Raw genomic sequence first — 12,627 nt, 5'->3', positions numbered from 1 at the left:
CTCAGTCCTGCAGCAGGGTGCCGCGGTTGAGCCGCCCGGCCGGGTCGAAGTGACCGGCCATGGCACGCAGCGCGGCGACGCCCAGTTCGCCCTTCTCGCGGGGCAGGTAGGGTGCGTGGTCCTTGCCGACGCCATGCTGGTGGCTGATGGTGCCACGATTGTCGACGATCGCCTGGCTGGCCGCATGCTTGAGACGCTTCCAGCGCTCCAGCGTCGCCGCATAGCTCGCGGCCGGACGGAACACGTAGGTGGTATAGATGCTCGACCCCTCGCCATAGACATGCGAGAGGTGGGTGAACACATGGACTTTCTCGCCCTCGGCGGCCAGGCCGTCTCGCAGGCTGGCCTCGATCTTCTGCAGCAGGCCGTCGACGTTGCTCCAGTCGGTGGCGGTCTCCAGGGTGTCCACGGCGTAGCCCGCCTGCCACAGGGCCTCGCGCAGGTAGGGGAAGCGGAAGCGGTTCTGCGCCCACTTGCGCCCCAGCAGGGTGCCGGTGAAGACCCCGCCGAAGCGTTTCAGCAAGGCCTTCGCCTGGCTCAGCGACAATCCGTTCTGCCGGCGGTTGCCGGTCACGCCGAAGGTCAGCATGCACTTGCCCTCGCCCGCGCCGCGCAGTGCCAGGTATTTCTCCAGCCAGGCGATCTGTCCGGGATGGCCGGCCAGGGCCAGCTGGGTCATGGTTTCCACGGCGTTGGACAGGCGCAGCATCGACAGCGGCACGCGCGCCTGGGCCAGCTCGCGGGTGGCTTGCAGGGCCTGCTGCCAGTTCGGCAGGAAGACGCTGTAGAAGCGCTCGTCCTCGGCCAGCGGCGAGACCCGCACCTTCACCGAGGAAATGATCCCGAAGCGTCCCTCAGAGCCCAGCACCAGTTCGCGCAGGTCCGGTCCCGCCGCGGATGCCGGGAAGGTAGCGATTTCAAGCGGCCCGGCGAAGGTCTCCAGGGTCCCGCCGGCGAAAAGTTGTTCGATCCGCCCGTAGCGCAGCGACTGCTGGCCACTGGAGCGGCTGGCGACCCAGCCACCGAGGGTCGACAACTCCCAGGACTGCGGGAAATGCCCGAGCGTGTAGCCCAGCGCACGCAACTGGCTCTCCACCTGCGGGCCGGCGGCGCCGGGGCCGAAGGTCGCGACCAGGCTCTCGCGGTCCAGATCGATCAGGCGGTTCATGCGCTCCAGCGAGACCGTCAGTACCGGCCGCCGCGAGGCTTGCGGATTGATATGGCCGGCCACGGAAGTACCGCCGCCATAGGGAATCAGTTGCAGGTCGCGGGAGTCGGCCAGGGCCAGCAACTCGCGGATCTGTTCGGCGGTTTCCGGATAGGCCACGGCGTCCGGGTAGACGCCGAAGTCGCCCTCGCGCATCGCCAGCCAGTCCGGCAGGCTCTGCCCGCGGGCATGCAGCAGACGCTCACGGGGGTCGATGCTGTAGCGCGGATCGGCCTCCAGGCGCGACGCCGGGACCTTCGCCAGCGCCGCCTCCAGGCTGGCGTCCGGCAAGCGTGCGCCCTGCCCGACCAGTTCCGCCAGGAACCCACGGGCGCTGTCCGGCAATTCGACCACGGTGCTTTCTTCGCCCCAGCCATTCCAACGGCGCATGAACCTCTCCCCTCGCTTGTCGCGGCAACCTGTTTATCGGAACCTTTCTGGCTGCCTATACTAGCCAGCCGCCCTCGCCTGTCACTGTCGGATCGAGACACTCCCTGTGACCGATCAAGACAGCCGGCACGCACGCCGGACGGCCTGTTCCACCCGCCACGACAAGAACAACGACCATGCAGACCCTTGGCTCCACCTCGGTTCCGGCCCTGCTGAAATACCTGCGCCATGCCGAACGGCTCGGCCTGGACATCGCCCCTGCCCTGGCCGCCGCCGGCCTCCAGGCCGACCAGCTCAACGACAATCGCCAGCGCCTGCCGGGCGAAGCCCACGAGCGCCTGCTCGGCTATTTCTGCGAGCATTCCGGCGATCCCCTGTTCGGCCTGCATTCGGCGCGTTTCGTCCAGCCCGGCTCCTGGAGCGTGCTCGGCTACATCGCGATGAACTGCGCCACCCTGGGCGAGGCCATGAGCCGCATCACGCCCTACGAGAAGCTGGTCGGCGACATGGGCACCAGCCGCATCGAGGCGGCCGGCGGGCAGGTCCGGCTGATCTGGAACTGCCGCCACCAGACACCCCTGGTACGGCGCCACATGGTCGAGCACGTCCTGGCTTCCTGGGTCCTCTACGCGCGCTGGATCGCCGACCTGGAAGGTTCGCCGGACGAGGTCTGGCTGGAACACGACCTGCCGGACGGAACCCGCGTGGAAGACTACGAGACCTTCTTCGGCTGTCCGGTACGCTTCGCCCAACCCTGTTCGGCGCTGCTGGTACCGCTGGACTACCTGGCGCTGCCGCTGCGCCAGGCCGACGCGACGCTGCTGCGCACTCTGGAGGAACATGCCCTGGCGCTGATGGCCGAGCTGGACGATGACGAGCCGCTGCCGCTGCGGGTGAAGAACGCCCTGCGCCAGCTACTCAAGGACGGCCTGCCGCGCAAGGAACGGGTGGCGGAGAAGTTCGGCATGACCGTACGCACCCTGCAACGCCACCTGCAGCAAGCCGGCAGCAGCTACCAGCAGACCCTCGACGAACTGCGCCGCGAACTGGCCGAGCACTACCTGCTGCATAGCGAGCTGCCGATCCAGGACATCGCCCAGTACCTGGGCTTTACCGAGTCGCGCTCGTTCCATCGCAGTTTCAAGGGTTGGACCGGGCAGACGCCCGGCGAGTACCGGCAACGGCGCAAGGAGCCGGCGGCGCAATGAGAACGGCGGCCATCCGGCCGCCGTCGGCTCAATCGAGCAGTTCGCTCAGCGGAATGAACGCCACGCCCTCGCCTTCCACGAGGGTACGTCCCTCGCGGACCTCCACCAGCCCCTCGGCCCAGGAAGCGCTGCGCAGTACCCCGGAACTCTGGTTCGGATAGAGCACCGCGCGGCCCTGCTCCAGGCGACCACGCAGGTACTCGCGACGCTGCCCCGCCTTGGTCCAGGCAAAGCCGGCCGGTACCTCCACCCGCAGCGGCGCGACCTGCGCCACGCCAAGCCGGCGCAGCAGGTAGGGACGCGCCAGCAGGGCGAAGGTGACCAGGGTCGAAGCCGGATTGCCCGGCAGGCCGATCACCGGGATGCCCTGGAACTGGCCGACGGTCAGCGGCTTGCCGGGTTTTATCGCCAGCTTCCAGAGGGTCAGCTCGCCGGCTTCGCGCAGCGCCATGCCGAGGAAGTCGGCCTCGCCCACCGATACGCCGCCGGTGGACAGGATCAGGTCCACCCCGGCCAACCCGGCCAGGCGCTCGCGGGTACGTGCCAGGTCGTCGGGAAGGATGCCGGCGTCGAGCACGTCGCAGCCCAGGCGTTGCAGCCAATCCTTGAGCAACGGACGGTTGCTGTTGTAGATCTGCCCGGCCTGCAGCGGCTGGCCCGCCTCGACCAGCTCGTCGCCGGTGGACAGCAGCGCCACCCGCGGCTTGCGTCGCACCTCCAGGGCCGCGTAGCCGAGCGAAGCCGCCAACCCCAGTTCGATGGAGCGCAGGCGCGTGCCGGCCGGCAGGACCAGGTCGCCCTGGCGGATTTCCTGGCCACGCGGGCGCACATGCTGGCCCGCGCGCAACGGCTGGGTGAAGCGCACGCGGCCATCGTCGAGCGCTTCGGCGTTTTCCTGCATCTCTACCAGATCGGCGCCTTCGGGCAGCGGCGCACCGGTGAAGATCCGCGCACAGGTACCCGCTTGCAGCGGCTCCGGCGCCTGTCCGGCAAAGATCTTCTGGCTGACCGGCAGTGGCTCGCCGTTCCAGTCGGCGAGGCGCAAGGCATAGCCGTCCATGGCGCTGTTCGGCCACGGCGGCAGGTCCAGGCCGGCCAGCAGGTCGACCGCCAGCACGCGGCCGCCAGCCTGCTCCAGGGGCACCTGCTCACACGTATCGATAGGCGTTTGCGCGGCCAGTTCGAGGAGCCGTTCCAGCGCCGTCTCGACCGGCATCAGCCCCGGATGCTCGCAGCAGCCGCTCACCCGCGGCTCTCGCAGGGCGCCGCCTGTTTCAGGTGCGGGACGAAGTTGCACGGGCGATGACGGGCGTCCAGTTGCTCGACGAGGATGCCTTCCCAGGCAGTGCGGCAGGCGTTGGTGGAGCCCGGCAGGCAGCAGACCAGGGTGCCGTTGGAAAGCCCGGCCAGGGCCCGCGACTGGATGGTGGAGGTACCGATGTCGGCCAGCGAAATCTGCCGGAACAGCTCGCCGAAGCCGTCCACCTGCTTGTCCAGCAGGCAGGCCACCGCTTCCGGGGTGCTGTCGCGGCCGGTGAAACCGGTGCCGCCGGTGATCAGCACGACCTGCACGCTATCCTCGGCGATCCAGGTCGCGACCTGTGCGCGGATCCGGTATAGGTCATCCTTCAGCAGCACGCGAGCGGCCAGGTTGTGCCCGGCCTCGGTCAGGCGGTCGACGAACAACTGGCCTGAAGTATCGGTTTCCAGGGTACGGGTATCGCTGACGGTCAGGACGGCGATGTTCAACGGCACGAATGCCGTTTCGGCCTTGTGGCTCATGGGGTTGGCCCTTGCTTGTGGACGTGATCGCGGTGTTATATCACAGGCCCGACACGGAGACCCCAGATGCCCGATAGCGCCCTGCCCCCCTGCTCCATCCTTCTCCTGGCGGGAGGCCGCGGCCAGCGCATGGGCGGTCGCGACAAGGGCCTGATCGAGTGGCAGGGCCTGCCCCTGATCGCCCACCTGCATCGCCTGGTGCGCCCGCTCACCGATGACCTGATCGTCTCCTGCAACCGCAACCAGGAACGCTATGCGGCCTATGCCGACCGCCTGGTGAGCGACGACAGCCGAGACTTCCCCGGCCCGCTCGCCGGCATCCGCGCCGGCCTGGCGGTGGCCCGGCATCCCTGGCTGCTGGTGCTGCCCTGCGACGCGCCGCGCATCGACCGCGCCTTGCTGGAAACCCTGCTGCAGGCCGCCGGCCGCACACCGGCGCGCCCCTGGATGCTGCGCTGCGGCGGCCAGTGGGAACCGCTGTTCAGCCTGATCCCGACGCACCTGGCCGAAGAGATAGAACACGCCTGGCGCCAGGGCGACCGTAGCCCACGCCACGTCCTGTTGCCGCTTGGCGCGGAGGCCATCGAGCTGGCCGCGGGCGATCCGCGGCTGGCCAACCTGAACACCCCCGAGCTGTTGGCTAATCACCGCGAACTGAAGTAAAACGGAAGGGACGTCGAGTCGAATTTTCTCGAAGGTGGGGGGAACACTCGTTTTTAGGGGGGAACTCTTCCTAGAACTCGTCTGTCAGAAACTCGTAACTTCAAAGTCTGACCGCACAGGAGAACTGCGCAATGATCAAGCGGATGCTACCCGCCCTCCTCCTCGCCGTAGGCCTCGGCGCCCTCGCGGGTTGTTCCAGCCCTACCGTGATCACCCTCAACGACGGACGTGAAATCCAGGCCGTAGACACCCCTTCCTATGACGAGGATTCCGGCTTCTACGAGTTCGAACAGCTCGACGGCAAGCGCGCCCGCGTGAACAAGGACCAGGTCCGCACCGTCAAGGAACTCTGATACCGTCGCGTAACAGGTTTTCCTGAAGACCCCGTCGACTCGAACGAGCGACGGGGTCTTTGCTTTTTCGCCCGGGGAAACCGGGGCTCGAAAAAAAATTCATCTAACCCCTTGTGTACCAAAACTTTTTCTGTAGAATGCGCCCCAACAAAACGGAGCGTAGCGCAGCTTGGTAGCGCGTCTCGTTCGGGACGAGAAGGTCGCTGGTTCGAATCCAGTCGCTCCGACCATATCCCGAAAAACCCGCCTCAACGGCGGGTTTTTTATTGCCTGCGATTCGGCCTTTCTCACAGGGTACGCAGGTAGGCCACCAGGTCGCCCTTCTCTTCCGCGGACAGCTTGCGCTCCAGCACCAGGTTGAAGAACTCCACGGTGTCCTCCAGGGTCAGCAGGCGGTCGTCGTGCAGGTACGGCGGCGAATCCTTGATCCCGCGCAACGGGAAGGTCTTGATCGGCCCGTCGGCGGACGCCATCACGCCATTGACCAGTTTCGGATCGTAGAAGCGCTCCACCTTCAGGTTGTGCATCAGGTTGTCGGTGAAGTAAGGCGGCGCATGGCACCCGGCGCAGGCCGCCTTGCCGTAGAACAGCTTTTCGCCACGCAATTCCTGCTCGCTGGCCTTGCCCGGATCGAGCCGCCCCTCCACATCCAGCTTCGGTGCCGGGGGGAAGTCCAGCAGCGCCTGGAACTCACCCATGAAATGCACTTGACTGCCACGCTCGAGCACGTTCACCCCCTTCTTGGTGGCGATTACCGGATCACCGTCGAAGTAGGCGGCGCGCTGCTCGAACTCGGTGAAGTCCTCGACGGTCTTCAGCGCCCTCTGCGAGCCGAACAACCGCTGGATGTTCACCCCGCGCAGCGTCGGCGTGTCGATGCGGTGGCGGAACGGCTGCGGGCGCACATCGCCGGCCAGGTGGGTAGCGGCATTGGTGTGGCCGTTCGCATGGCAGTCGAAGCAGGCTACGCCGCGGCTCGGATGCTCGCTACGGCGATCGTCGGTGAGGTTGAACTGCTGCTGCGGAAAGGCCGTTAGCAGCAGGCGCAGCCCTTCCAGCTGCTTGGGATTGAGAATCCCGTTGAACAACGCGAAATAGTTGTCGATGGTCACCAGCTTGCCCTTGGACACATCGCCCAGGTCAGGCCGGGTGGTAAGGAACATCGGTGCCGGGAATTCCGGCAGGAAGTGGTCCGGCAGGTCGTAGTCGAGGTCGAAACGAGTCAGATCGCGGCTTTCCTGGCGCTTGATCTCGTCGATGAGGAACTTGGGAAAGACCATCCCGCCTTCGGCATGGTTAGGGTGCGGCAGCGGCAGGAAGCCACCGGGGAACAGCCCCTGCTTGCGGATTTCCTCGGGGCTCAGCCTGGCCAGTTCCTCCCAGCTGGTGCCGGCCGGCAGCTTCACCCGGACCCCTTCCTGCAGCGGCTTGCCGCGCGTCATGCTGGCGCCCTTGGCCGGCCTGTCGCTGAGATCGTAACGCTGCTCGAGAAGCGTCTTGTGGGCCTGTTCGATCGACGGTTTGTTCGCCGTCATGCGCTTCATGATGGTGGCGAAGTCCTCATTGATCACCACCGGCGAATAGCTGGAAGTCTTGCTTGGCTGCTCATCCCCCGCGACCACGGCGGATTGCAGCCCCAGGGCGAGCGGCATGACCCAGAGGGCATGGCGCGTCCAGGCGGGCGTTTTCATCAGGCGTCCTCTTTCGTTATGAGGAAACGCCGAGCCTCGTCGTCCCGACCCCCACACCCCGGCGGTCCGCGACAGCGGACCGAACGACCTGCGACGCGTCCTGCGCCACGCGGGTTCCCGGCTGTTTCCAGTCAGTCCTGAAGGGAACTCAGGGTTTATCCATCGCCCTTAGGCCTAGCCGAACGTAGCCTGCCGAGCCAATAGACTCAGGCTATGAAAACCATTGAGAAACGCCTATGCATCGCTTCGCCAGCATCGCCGAAGCCAGGCACCGCGCGGCATGGGGGAAGGAAGCGGAACGCAGTCCGGTTTGCGCATAGAGCGCGGGGTTACCAGCGGTGCCGCGCTTAGCGCGAATGAATAGGCATCAGCAGCTGAGGAAGGCTGCGACCTGCTCGGCCTCGAACGGCCAGTTCAGCTCGGCGCCATTGTCGCAGCGGCGCAGCACCGGGATCCGCAGGCCATAGTGCTCGACCCAGGCTTCGTCGTCGGCGATGTCCACCAGTTCGACCAGCAGGCCATGTTCGACGAAGGGCATCAGCACCGCCTCCGCGACTTCGCAGAGGTGGCAACCGAGGGTTCCGAAGAGTTGGCATTCCGGGGGCATCGAAAGGACCTGTGCAGTGTTTCGCGGCGATGGTAGCACCCGCGCTCAGATGCCAGCGACCTGCAACAGACTTTCGGCCGCCTGCCGGGCCTCGCGAGCCTGATCCGCCGGCCCATGGATGTGCGCCATCACCAGGGCGCCCTCCATCAGGTATTGCAACTGCCGCGCAAGCAGTGCCGCCGAACGCGCGCCCAGGCGCTCCAGCTGGCGCTGGAAATAGGCTTCAACGAAGGCCTTTTGCTCGGCCGCCTGGCGATGGATCGGATGCGAGCGCTCATGGAACTCGGCGGCGGCATGGATGAAGGCACAGCCACGGAACGCCTCGTCCTGGAGGAACTCCTGCAGACCATCGAACACCGCCAGGATCGCCGCTCGCGGCTGCAACCGTGCCTCGGCTTCGAGCATGCGTTCGGCGGTGCGCTGCCGACGCACCTCCAGGGCGGCCATGATCAGTTCGTCCTTCGAGCGAAAGTGCTTGTACAGCGTCATCTTCGCCACCCCGGATTCGGCCAGGATGCGGTCGATGCCGGTGGCGTGGTAACCCTCGCGATAGAACAGGTCGACGGCGGTGCTGAGCAGTTGCTCGCGTTTGCGGGATGTCATGGAAAGCCTCCTGAGCGGCCCATTATGCGCGACCCTGCCGCCCCCTTGAACCGCTCTGCGTCGCTCCCCGGACGAATACCGACGGAAAAAGGCGAACGCGCGCCTTGAAATATACAGACCTGTCTGTCTAATATCCAGGCACCAATACCCGCCTGGAACCCTCAGATGAAACTGCATGACCTGGATCTCTCCGGCAACGCCTACAAGGTCCGCCTGTTCCTCTCCCTCATCGGCCGCGAGGCGACGCTGCGGCCGGTCGATTTCCTCAACCGCGAGCACAAGACCCAGGCCTTCCTCCGCATGAATCCCCGCGGACAGATCCCGGTGCTGGAAGACGGCGAGCTGCAACTGGGCGACTCCCACGCCATTCTCGTCTATCTGGCACGACGCCATGCCGGTCCCGAGTGGTATCCGCTCGACCCCGTCAGCCAGGGCCGCATCGCCTACTGGCTCAGCTATTCGGCCAACGAGGTGCAGAACGGCCCGGCCAGCGCCCGGCTGATCACTCGCTTCAACCTGCCGCTGGATCGCGAGCAAACCCACCAGCGAGGCCTGGAAGTGCTGCGCCTGGTCGACCGGCACCTGGCCGAGCATCGCTGGCTGGCCCAGGGCGAACAGCCGAGCATCGCCGACGTGGCCCTCTACCCCTACCTGGCCCTCGCCCCCGAAGGCGGCCTGGCGCTGGACCACTACCCGGCGCTGAACGCCTGGATCGCCCGCATCCGCGCGCTGCCCGGCTACATCCCGATGCCCGGCCTGTAGCTCGGCAGGAGGCAGCATGAGCCCGGAACAGAGTCCCTTCCACACCGGCGAACTGGCGATCCAGGAACGCGCCGGCGTTCGCGAACAGGTCGCCGGCTTCGGCAGCCGCGCGATCCGCACCTTCATGCCGGACCAGCACCGGGAGTTCTTCTCCCTGCTATCGCTGTTGCTGGTGGGCAGCCTCGACGCCGACGGCTACCCCAGCGCCTCGGTGCTCTGGGGCCCCCCCGGCTTCGCCCGTTCGCCGGAACCGACCCGCCTGCGCATCGACAACCTGCCGCAAGCGGACGATCCGCTGGCGGCCAATCTCGAGGCTGGCACCCGCCTCGGCATCCTCGGCCTGGAATGGCCGACCCGCCGCCGCAACCGCATGAATGGACGGGTCCTGGCGCGGGACGGAAAGGGTTTCACGGTCGGCGTCGAGCAATCCTTCGGAAACTGTCCCAAGTACATCCAGGCGCGCAGCCATCAGCCCGTCTCCAGGATCGCAAGTCCCGCATTGCAGGGCGAAGGACTCGATCCACGCTGGCTGTCGCTGGTCTCGCGCAGCGATACGCTGTTCATCGCCAGCCAGCATGCCGACCCACTCAGAGGCGGCGTCGACGTCTCCCATCGGGGCGGGCCGCCGGGCTTTCTCCGGCTCGGCGCGGATGGCCGCCTGTGGTTGCCCGACTATGCCGGCAACCGCCTGTTCAATACCCTCGGCAACCTGCTCCAGGATCCTCGCTGCGGCCTGCTGTTCATCGATTTCGACAATGGCGACCTGCTGCACCTGCACGCCGAGGCCGAGCTGTTCTGGCCGGGTTCGCAGCCATCCATCCCCTGGCCCGCCGGCGCCGAGCGCCTGCTGGCGTTGCGCCCCGCAGGCTGGCGCTGGCGGCGTGGCCGCCTGCCGCTGGCATTCGGCGAGCCCCAGCCATCCCCTTTTCTTCCTGCCGGTGAATCTTGATGCCTTTCCTGTATCGCCTTGCCTCGTTGTTGATCGCCCTCCTCGTCCTGCCGGTGCAGGCGGCGGAAATGCGAGTCGCCCTGTTGCGCACCTCGGGAGTGGAAACCCTCGATGCGCTCACCGTCGACGGTGGCTCCTGGGTGCGCCGGGTACCGCTCAGCCATACCGCGGTGCTGATCGAGCACCACGCCGCCACCCTGCTCTTCGACACTGGCCTGGGGCGCGACATCGACGCCCAGTTCCGCGCCGACATGCCTTGGTGGGCAGCGCCGCTGTTCGCTTACCAGAAAGTCGTCCCGGCGCGCGACCAACTGGACGCAGCCGGTATCCGCGTCGATCGCATCCTGCTGTCCCACGCACACTGGGATCACGCCTCGGGCCTGGTCGACTTCCCCGAAGTACCGGTCTGGGCACCCTACGAGGAGATCGCCTTCAGCCGCATCGCCACCCCGCCGGCCGCCTTCCCCAGCCAATTCCGCCATGGCGTGCGCTGGCGACCTTACAGCTTCGATCCGCGGCCGTTCATGGGCTTCGACGAAAGCCTCGACCTGTTTGGCGACGGCCGCCTGGTGCTGGTCCCCCTGCCCGGCCATACGCCCGGCTCGGTCGGTCTGTTCGTCACCCTCGACAGCGGGCGCCGGCTGTTCTTCAGCGGCGACACCAGTTGGCGACTCGAAGGCGTCGAAGGCCCACGGCAGAAATTCTTCGCCGGCCGCGCCCTGGTCGATCGCGATCCCGCGCGCACCCTCGCGCAACTGGCGAAGATCCGCCTGCTGCTCCGCAGCGACCCGCGCCTGAGCGTGATTCCGGCGCACGATGCGCGGGTCCAGGCCGCCCTGGGCTACTTCCCGCACTGGCTGGAATAGCGGGAAAGCCCGTCCTAGACAGGGTTCGTGCCAATTCGCGGCCACCCTCGACTAATGTCTAACAGTGGCCGTCTTCCTGTAGTGCTTAAGTAACCGGGCTGTCACAGGCCGACGTGGCGTCACGCCGCCGCCATCGGCCTGCCCCAAGCGCTCGAGGAGACAATAACAATGAGCATGACCCCGATCGCCCGTGCCGTGGCTTTTGCCGCGCTGGGTTCCAGCATTACCGTCCCAACCCTGGCCCATGCCGAGTTCATCAAGGACAGCAAGGCCAGCATCGAACTCCGCAACTTCTACTTCAACCGTGATTTCCGCCAGGAAGGCGCCAGCCAGTCCAAGGCCGAGGAATGGGCCCAGGGCTTCCTCCTGCGCTACGAGTCCGGCTACACCGAGGGCACCATCGGTTTCGGCGTCGACGCCATCGGCCTGCTCGGGGTGAAGCTCGACTCCAGCCCCGACCGCAGCGGCACCGGCCTGCTCAAGCGCGACCGCGAGACCGGCCGCGCCCAGGACGACTATGGCGAGGCAGGGATCACCGCCAAGCTGCGGGCGTCGAAGAGCACCCTGAAGATCGGCACCCTGACCCCCAAGCTGCCGGTGATCATGCCCAACGACAGCCGCCTGCTGCCACAGACCTTCCAGGGCGGCGCGCTGAACTCCATGGAGATCGACGGCCTGACCCTCGACGCCGGGCGCCTGAAGAAGGTCAACCAGCGCGACTCCTCGGACAACGAGGACATGACCATCACCGGTGGCGGCAAGCGCAACATCGTGGTCCGTTCCGGGCTGACTTCGGACAAGTTCGACTTCGCCGGCGGCAGCTACAAGTGGACCGACAACCTCAGCACCAGCTACCACTACGGCAAGCTCGACAACTTCTACAAGCAGCATTACCTCGGCCTGGTGCACACCCTGCCGATCGCCGACAAGCAGTCGCTGAAATCCGACATCCGCTGGGCGCGCTCCACCGACGACGGTTCCAGCAACGTCGACAACAAGGCGCTCAACGCCATGTTCACCTACAGCCTCGGCTACCACGCCTTCGGCGTCGGCTACCAGAAGATGAGCGGCGACACCGGCTTCGCCTACATCAACGGCGCCGACCCCTACCTGGTGAACTTCATCCAGATCGGCGACTTCGCCAACAAGGACGAGAAATCCTGGCAGGCGCGCTACGACTACAACTTCGCCGGCGTCGGCATTCCCGGCCTGACCTTCATGACCCGCTACGTCAAGGGCGACAACATCGACCTGCTGACCACCTCGGGCGAAGGCAAGGAATGGGAACGCGACATGGACATCGCCTACGTGTTCCAGAGCGGCCCGTTGAAGAACCTCGGGGTGAAGTGGCGCAACGCGACCATGCGCACCAACTACACCAACGACTACGACGAAAATCGCCTGATCGTCAGCTACACGCTGCCGCTCTGGTAACGGCAGGCCCCGCGGATAGCCGCGCTACGGCCATCCGCCCCTCCCCAGAGCCCCGCGGCGGAACGAAGAGGCCACCCTTGGGTGGCCTCTTTCATGGCGGGATGCCTCGCTC

General features: G+C 66.4%; 13 protein-coding genes and 1 tRNA gene. 8 read left to right on the top strand and 6 right to left on the bottom strand.

All coding sequences use genetic code 11. The annotated features are described in order from the left end of the window. Nucleotide 1: 1 nt before the first annotated feature. Nucleotides 2-1,597, bottom strand: coding sequence for an FAD-binding oxidoreductase (locus tag ACTJJX_RS04430; protein WP_003113971.1), 1,596 nt, complete (start codon nucleotides 1,595-1,597; stop codon nucleotides 2-4). Between the two features lie 176 nt (nucleotides 1,598-1,773). Between ACTJJX_RS04430 and gliR the strand changes: the two genes are divergently transcribed. Further along, nucleotides 1,774-2,805 carry an AraC family transcriptional regulator GliR gene (gliR, locus tag ACTJJX_RS04425; protein ID WP_003116474.1) on the top strand — a complete coding sequence of 344 codons (1,032 nt, stop codon included), beginning with the start codon at nucleotides 1,774-1,776 and terminating at the stop codon, nucleotides 2,803-2,805. Nucleotides 2,806-2,833: 28 nt separating this feature from the next. On the opposite strand, the gene ACTJJX_RS04420 is transcribed toward gliR, so the two are convergent. Together ACTJJX_RS04420 and moaB are read right to left on the bottom strand one after the other, a co-directional pair. Continuing rightward, nucleotides 2,834-4,051 carry a molybdopterin molybdotransferase MoeA gene (locus tag ACTJJX_RS04420; RefSeq protein ID WP_003122464.1) on the bottom strand — a complete coding sequence of 406 codons (1,218 nt, stop codon included), beginning with the start codon at nucleotides 4,049-4,051 and terminating at the stop codon, nucleotides 2,834-2,836. Further along, complete coding sequence (gene moaB / locus ACTJJX_RS04415) at nucleotides 4,048-4,587, bottom strand: molybdenum cofactor biosynthesis protein B (protein WP_003091240.1); 540 nt, start codon at nucleotides 4,585-4,587, stop codon at nucleotides 4,048-4,050. Before moaB ends, ACTJJX_RS04420 begins: the two co-directional genes overlap by 4 nt. 66 nt (nucleotides 4,588-4,653) lie before the next feature. Between moaB and mobA the strand changes: the two genes are divergently transcribed. From mobA to ACTJJX_RS04400, 3 genes are all read left to right on the top strand, one after another. Continuing rightward, complete coding sequence (gene mobA / locus ACTJJX_RS04410) at nucleotides 4,654-5,250, top strand: molybdenum cofactor guanylyltransferase MobA (protein ID WP_003109495.1); 597 nt, start codon at nucleotides 4,654-4,656, stop codon at nucleotides 5,248-5,250. A gap of 131 nt (nucleotides 5,251-5,381) precedes the next feature. Beyond that, on the top strand, nucleotides 5,382-5,603 hold the full coding sequence (locus ACTJJX_RS04405; RefSeq protein ID WP_003091247.1) for a YgdI/YgdR family lipoprotein: 222 nt from the start codon (nucleotides 5,382-5,384) through the stop codon (nucleotides 5,601-5,603). Between the two features lie 153 nt (nucleotides 5,604-5,756). Further along, nucleotides 5,757-5,833, top strand: a tRNA-Pro gene (locus ACTJJX_RS04400). A 57-nt stretch (nucleotides 5,834-5,890) separates the two neighbouring features. Here the strand turns inward: ACTJJX_RS04400 and ACTJJX_RS04395 are convergent. The 3 genes from ACTJJX_RS04395 to ACTJJX_RS04385 all read right to left on the bottom strand — a co-directional run bounded on the left by ACTJJX_RS04395 (nucleotide 5,891) and on the right by ACTJJX_RS04385 (nucleotide 8,504). Then, on the bottom strand, nucleotides 5,891-7,294 hold the full coding sequence (locus tag ACTJJX_RS04395) for a cytochrome-c peroxidase (protein ID WP_003452495.1): 1,404 nt from the start codon (nucleotides 7,292-7,294) through the stop codon (nucleotides 5,891-5,893). Nucleotides 7,295-7,661: 367 nt separating this feature from the next. Beyond that, on the bottom strand, nucleotides 7,662-7,901 hold the full coding sequence (locus tag ACTJJX_RS04390; protein ID WP_003113967.1) for a glutaredoxin family protein: 240 nt from the start codon (nucleotides 7,899-7,901) through the stop codon (nucleotides 7,662-7,664). Nucleotides 7,902-7,946: 45 nt separating this feature from the next. After that, on the bottom strand, nucleotides 7,947-8,504 hold the full coding sequence (locus ACTJJX_RS04385; RefSeq protein ID WP_003103255.1) for a TetR/AcrR family transcriptional regulator: 558 nt from the start codon (nucleotides 8,502-8,504) through the stop codon (nucleotides 7,947-7,949). Nucleotides 8,505-8,669: 165 nt separating this feature from the next. On the opposite strand from ACTJJX_RS04385, the gene ACTJJX_RS04380 reads away from it, so the two are divergent. The 4 genes from ACTJJX_RS04380 (at nucleotide 8,670) to opdQ (ending at nucleotide 12,515) form a co-directional block, all read left to right on the top strand. Further along, nucleotides 8,670-9,266 (top strand): glutathione S-transferase family protein, encoded by a 597-nt coding sequence (locus ACTJJX_RS04380; protein ID WP_003116471.1) that lies wholly within the window; start codon nucleotides 8,670-8,672, stop codon nucleotides 9,264-9,266. A gap of 16 nt (nucleotides 9,267-9,282) precedes the next feature. Beyond that, entirely contained in the window at nucleotides 9,283-10,215 is a 933-nt protein-coding gene (locus tag ACTJJX_RS04375) for a pyridoxamine 5'-phosphate oxidase family protein (RefSeq protein ID WP_016852661.1), read from the top strand. Continuing rightward, complete coding sequence (locus ACTJJX_RS04370) at nucleotides 10,215-11,081, top strand: MBL fold metallo-hydrolase (RefSeq protein ID WP_003116469.1); 867 nt, start codon at nucleotides 10,215-10,217, stop codon at nucleotides 11,079-11,081. The genes ACTJJX_RS04375 and ACTJJX_RS04370 overlap by 1 nt, the downstream gene beginning before the upstream one ends. Nucleotides 11,082-11,249: 168 nt before the next feature. Continuing rightward, the gene (gene opdQ, locus ACTJJX_RS04365; RefSeq protein WP_003091257.1) at nucleotides 11,250-12,515 is read left to right on the top strand and encodes a porin OpdQ; all 1,266 of its coding nucleotides are present in this window, start codon (nucleotides 11,250-11,252) and stop codon (nucleotides 12,513-12,515) included. Nucleotides 12,516-12,627: the final 112 nt, after the last annotated feature.

Origin of the sequence: Pseudomonas sp. 22490, from assembly GCF_052044465.1 — a bacterium.
GTDB classification, from domain to species: Bacteria; Pseudomonadota; Gammaproteobacteria; order Pseudomonadales; family Pseudomonadaceae; genus Pseudomonas; species Pseudomonas aeruginosa.
This window is presented reverse-complemented; position numbering and strand designations above follow the sequence as displayed.

Bases quoted from the DNA above. Each gene is read 5' to 3' on its own strand.
- ACTJJX_RS04380 (WP_003116471.1), top strand. From the start codon at position 8,670: ATGAAACTGCATGACCTGGATCTCTCCGGCAACGCCTACAAGGTCCGC.
- ACTJJX_RS04395 (WP_003452495.1), bottom strand. From the start codon at position 7,294: ATGAAAACGCCCGCCTGGACGCGCCATGCCCTCTGGGTCATGCCGCTC.
- ACTJJX_RS04375 (WP_016852661.1), top strand. From the start codon at position 9,283: ATGAGCCCGGAACAGAGTCCCTTCCACACCGGCGAACTGGCGATCCAG.
- ACTJJX_RS04405 (WP_003091247.1), top strand. From the start codon at position 5,382: ATGATCAAGCGGATGCTACCCGCCCTCCTCCTCGCCGTAGGCCTCGGC.
- opdQ (WP_003091257.1), top strand. From the start codon at position 11,250: ATGAGCATGACCCCGATCGCCCGTGCCGTGGCTTTTGCCGCGCTGGGT.
- ACTJJX_RS04390 (WP_003113967.1), bottom strand. From the start codon at position 7,901: ATGCCCCCGGAATGCCAACTCTTCGGAACCCTCGGTTGCCACCTCTGC.
- mobA (WP_003109495.1), top strand. From the start codon at position 4,654: ATGCCCGATAGCGCCCTGCCCCCCTGCTCCATCCTTCTCCTGGCGGGA.
- gliR (WP_003116474.1), top strand. From the start codon at position 1,774: ATGCAGACCCTTGGCTCCACCTCGGTTCCGGCCCTGCTGAAATACCTG.
- ACTJJX_RS04430 (WP_003113971.1), bottom strand. From the start codon at position 1,597: ATGCGCCGTTGGAATGGCTGGGGCGAAGAAAGCACCGTGGTCGAATTG.
- ACTJJX_RS04370 (WP_003116469.1), top strand. From the start codon at position 10,215: ATGCCTTTCCTGTATCGCCTTGCCTCGTTGTTGATCGCCCTCCTCGTC.
- ACTJJX_RS04385 (WP_003103255.1), bottom strand. From the start codon at position 8,504: ATGACATCCCGCAAACGCGAGCAACTGCTCAGCACCGCCGTCGACCTG.
- moaB (WP_003091240.1), bottom strand. From the start codon at position 4,587: ATGAGCCACAAGGCCGAAACGGCATTCGTGCCGTTGAACATCGCCGTC.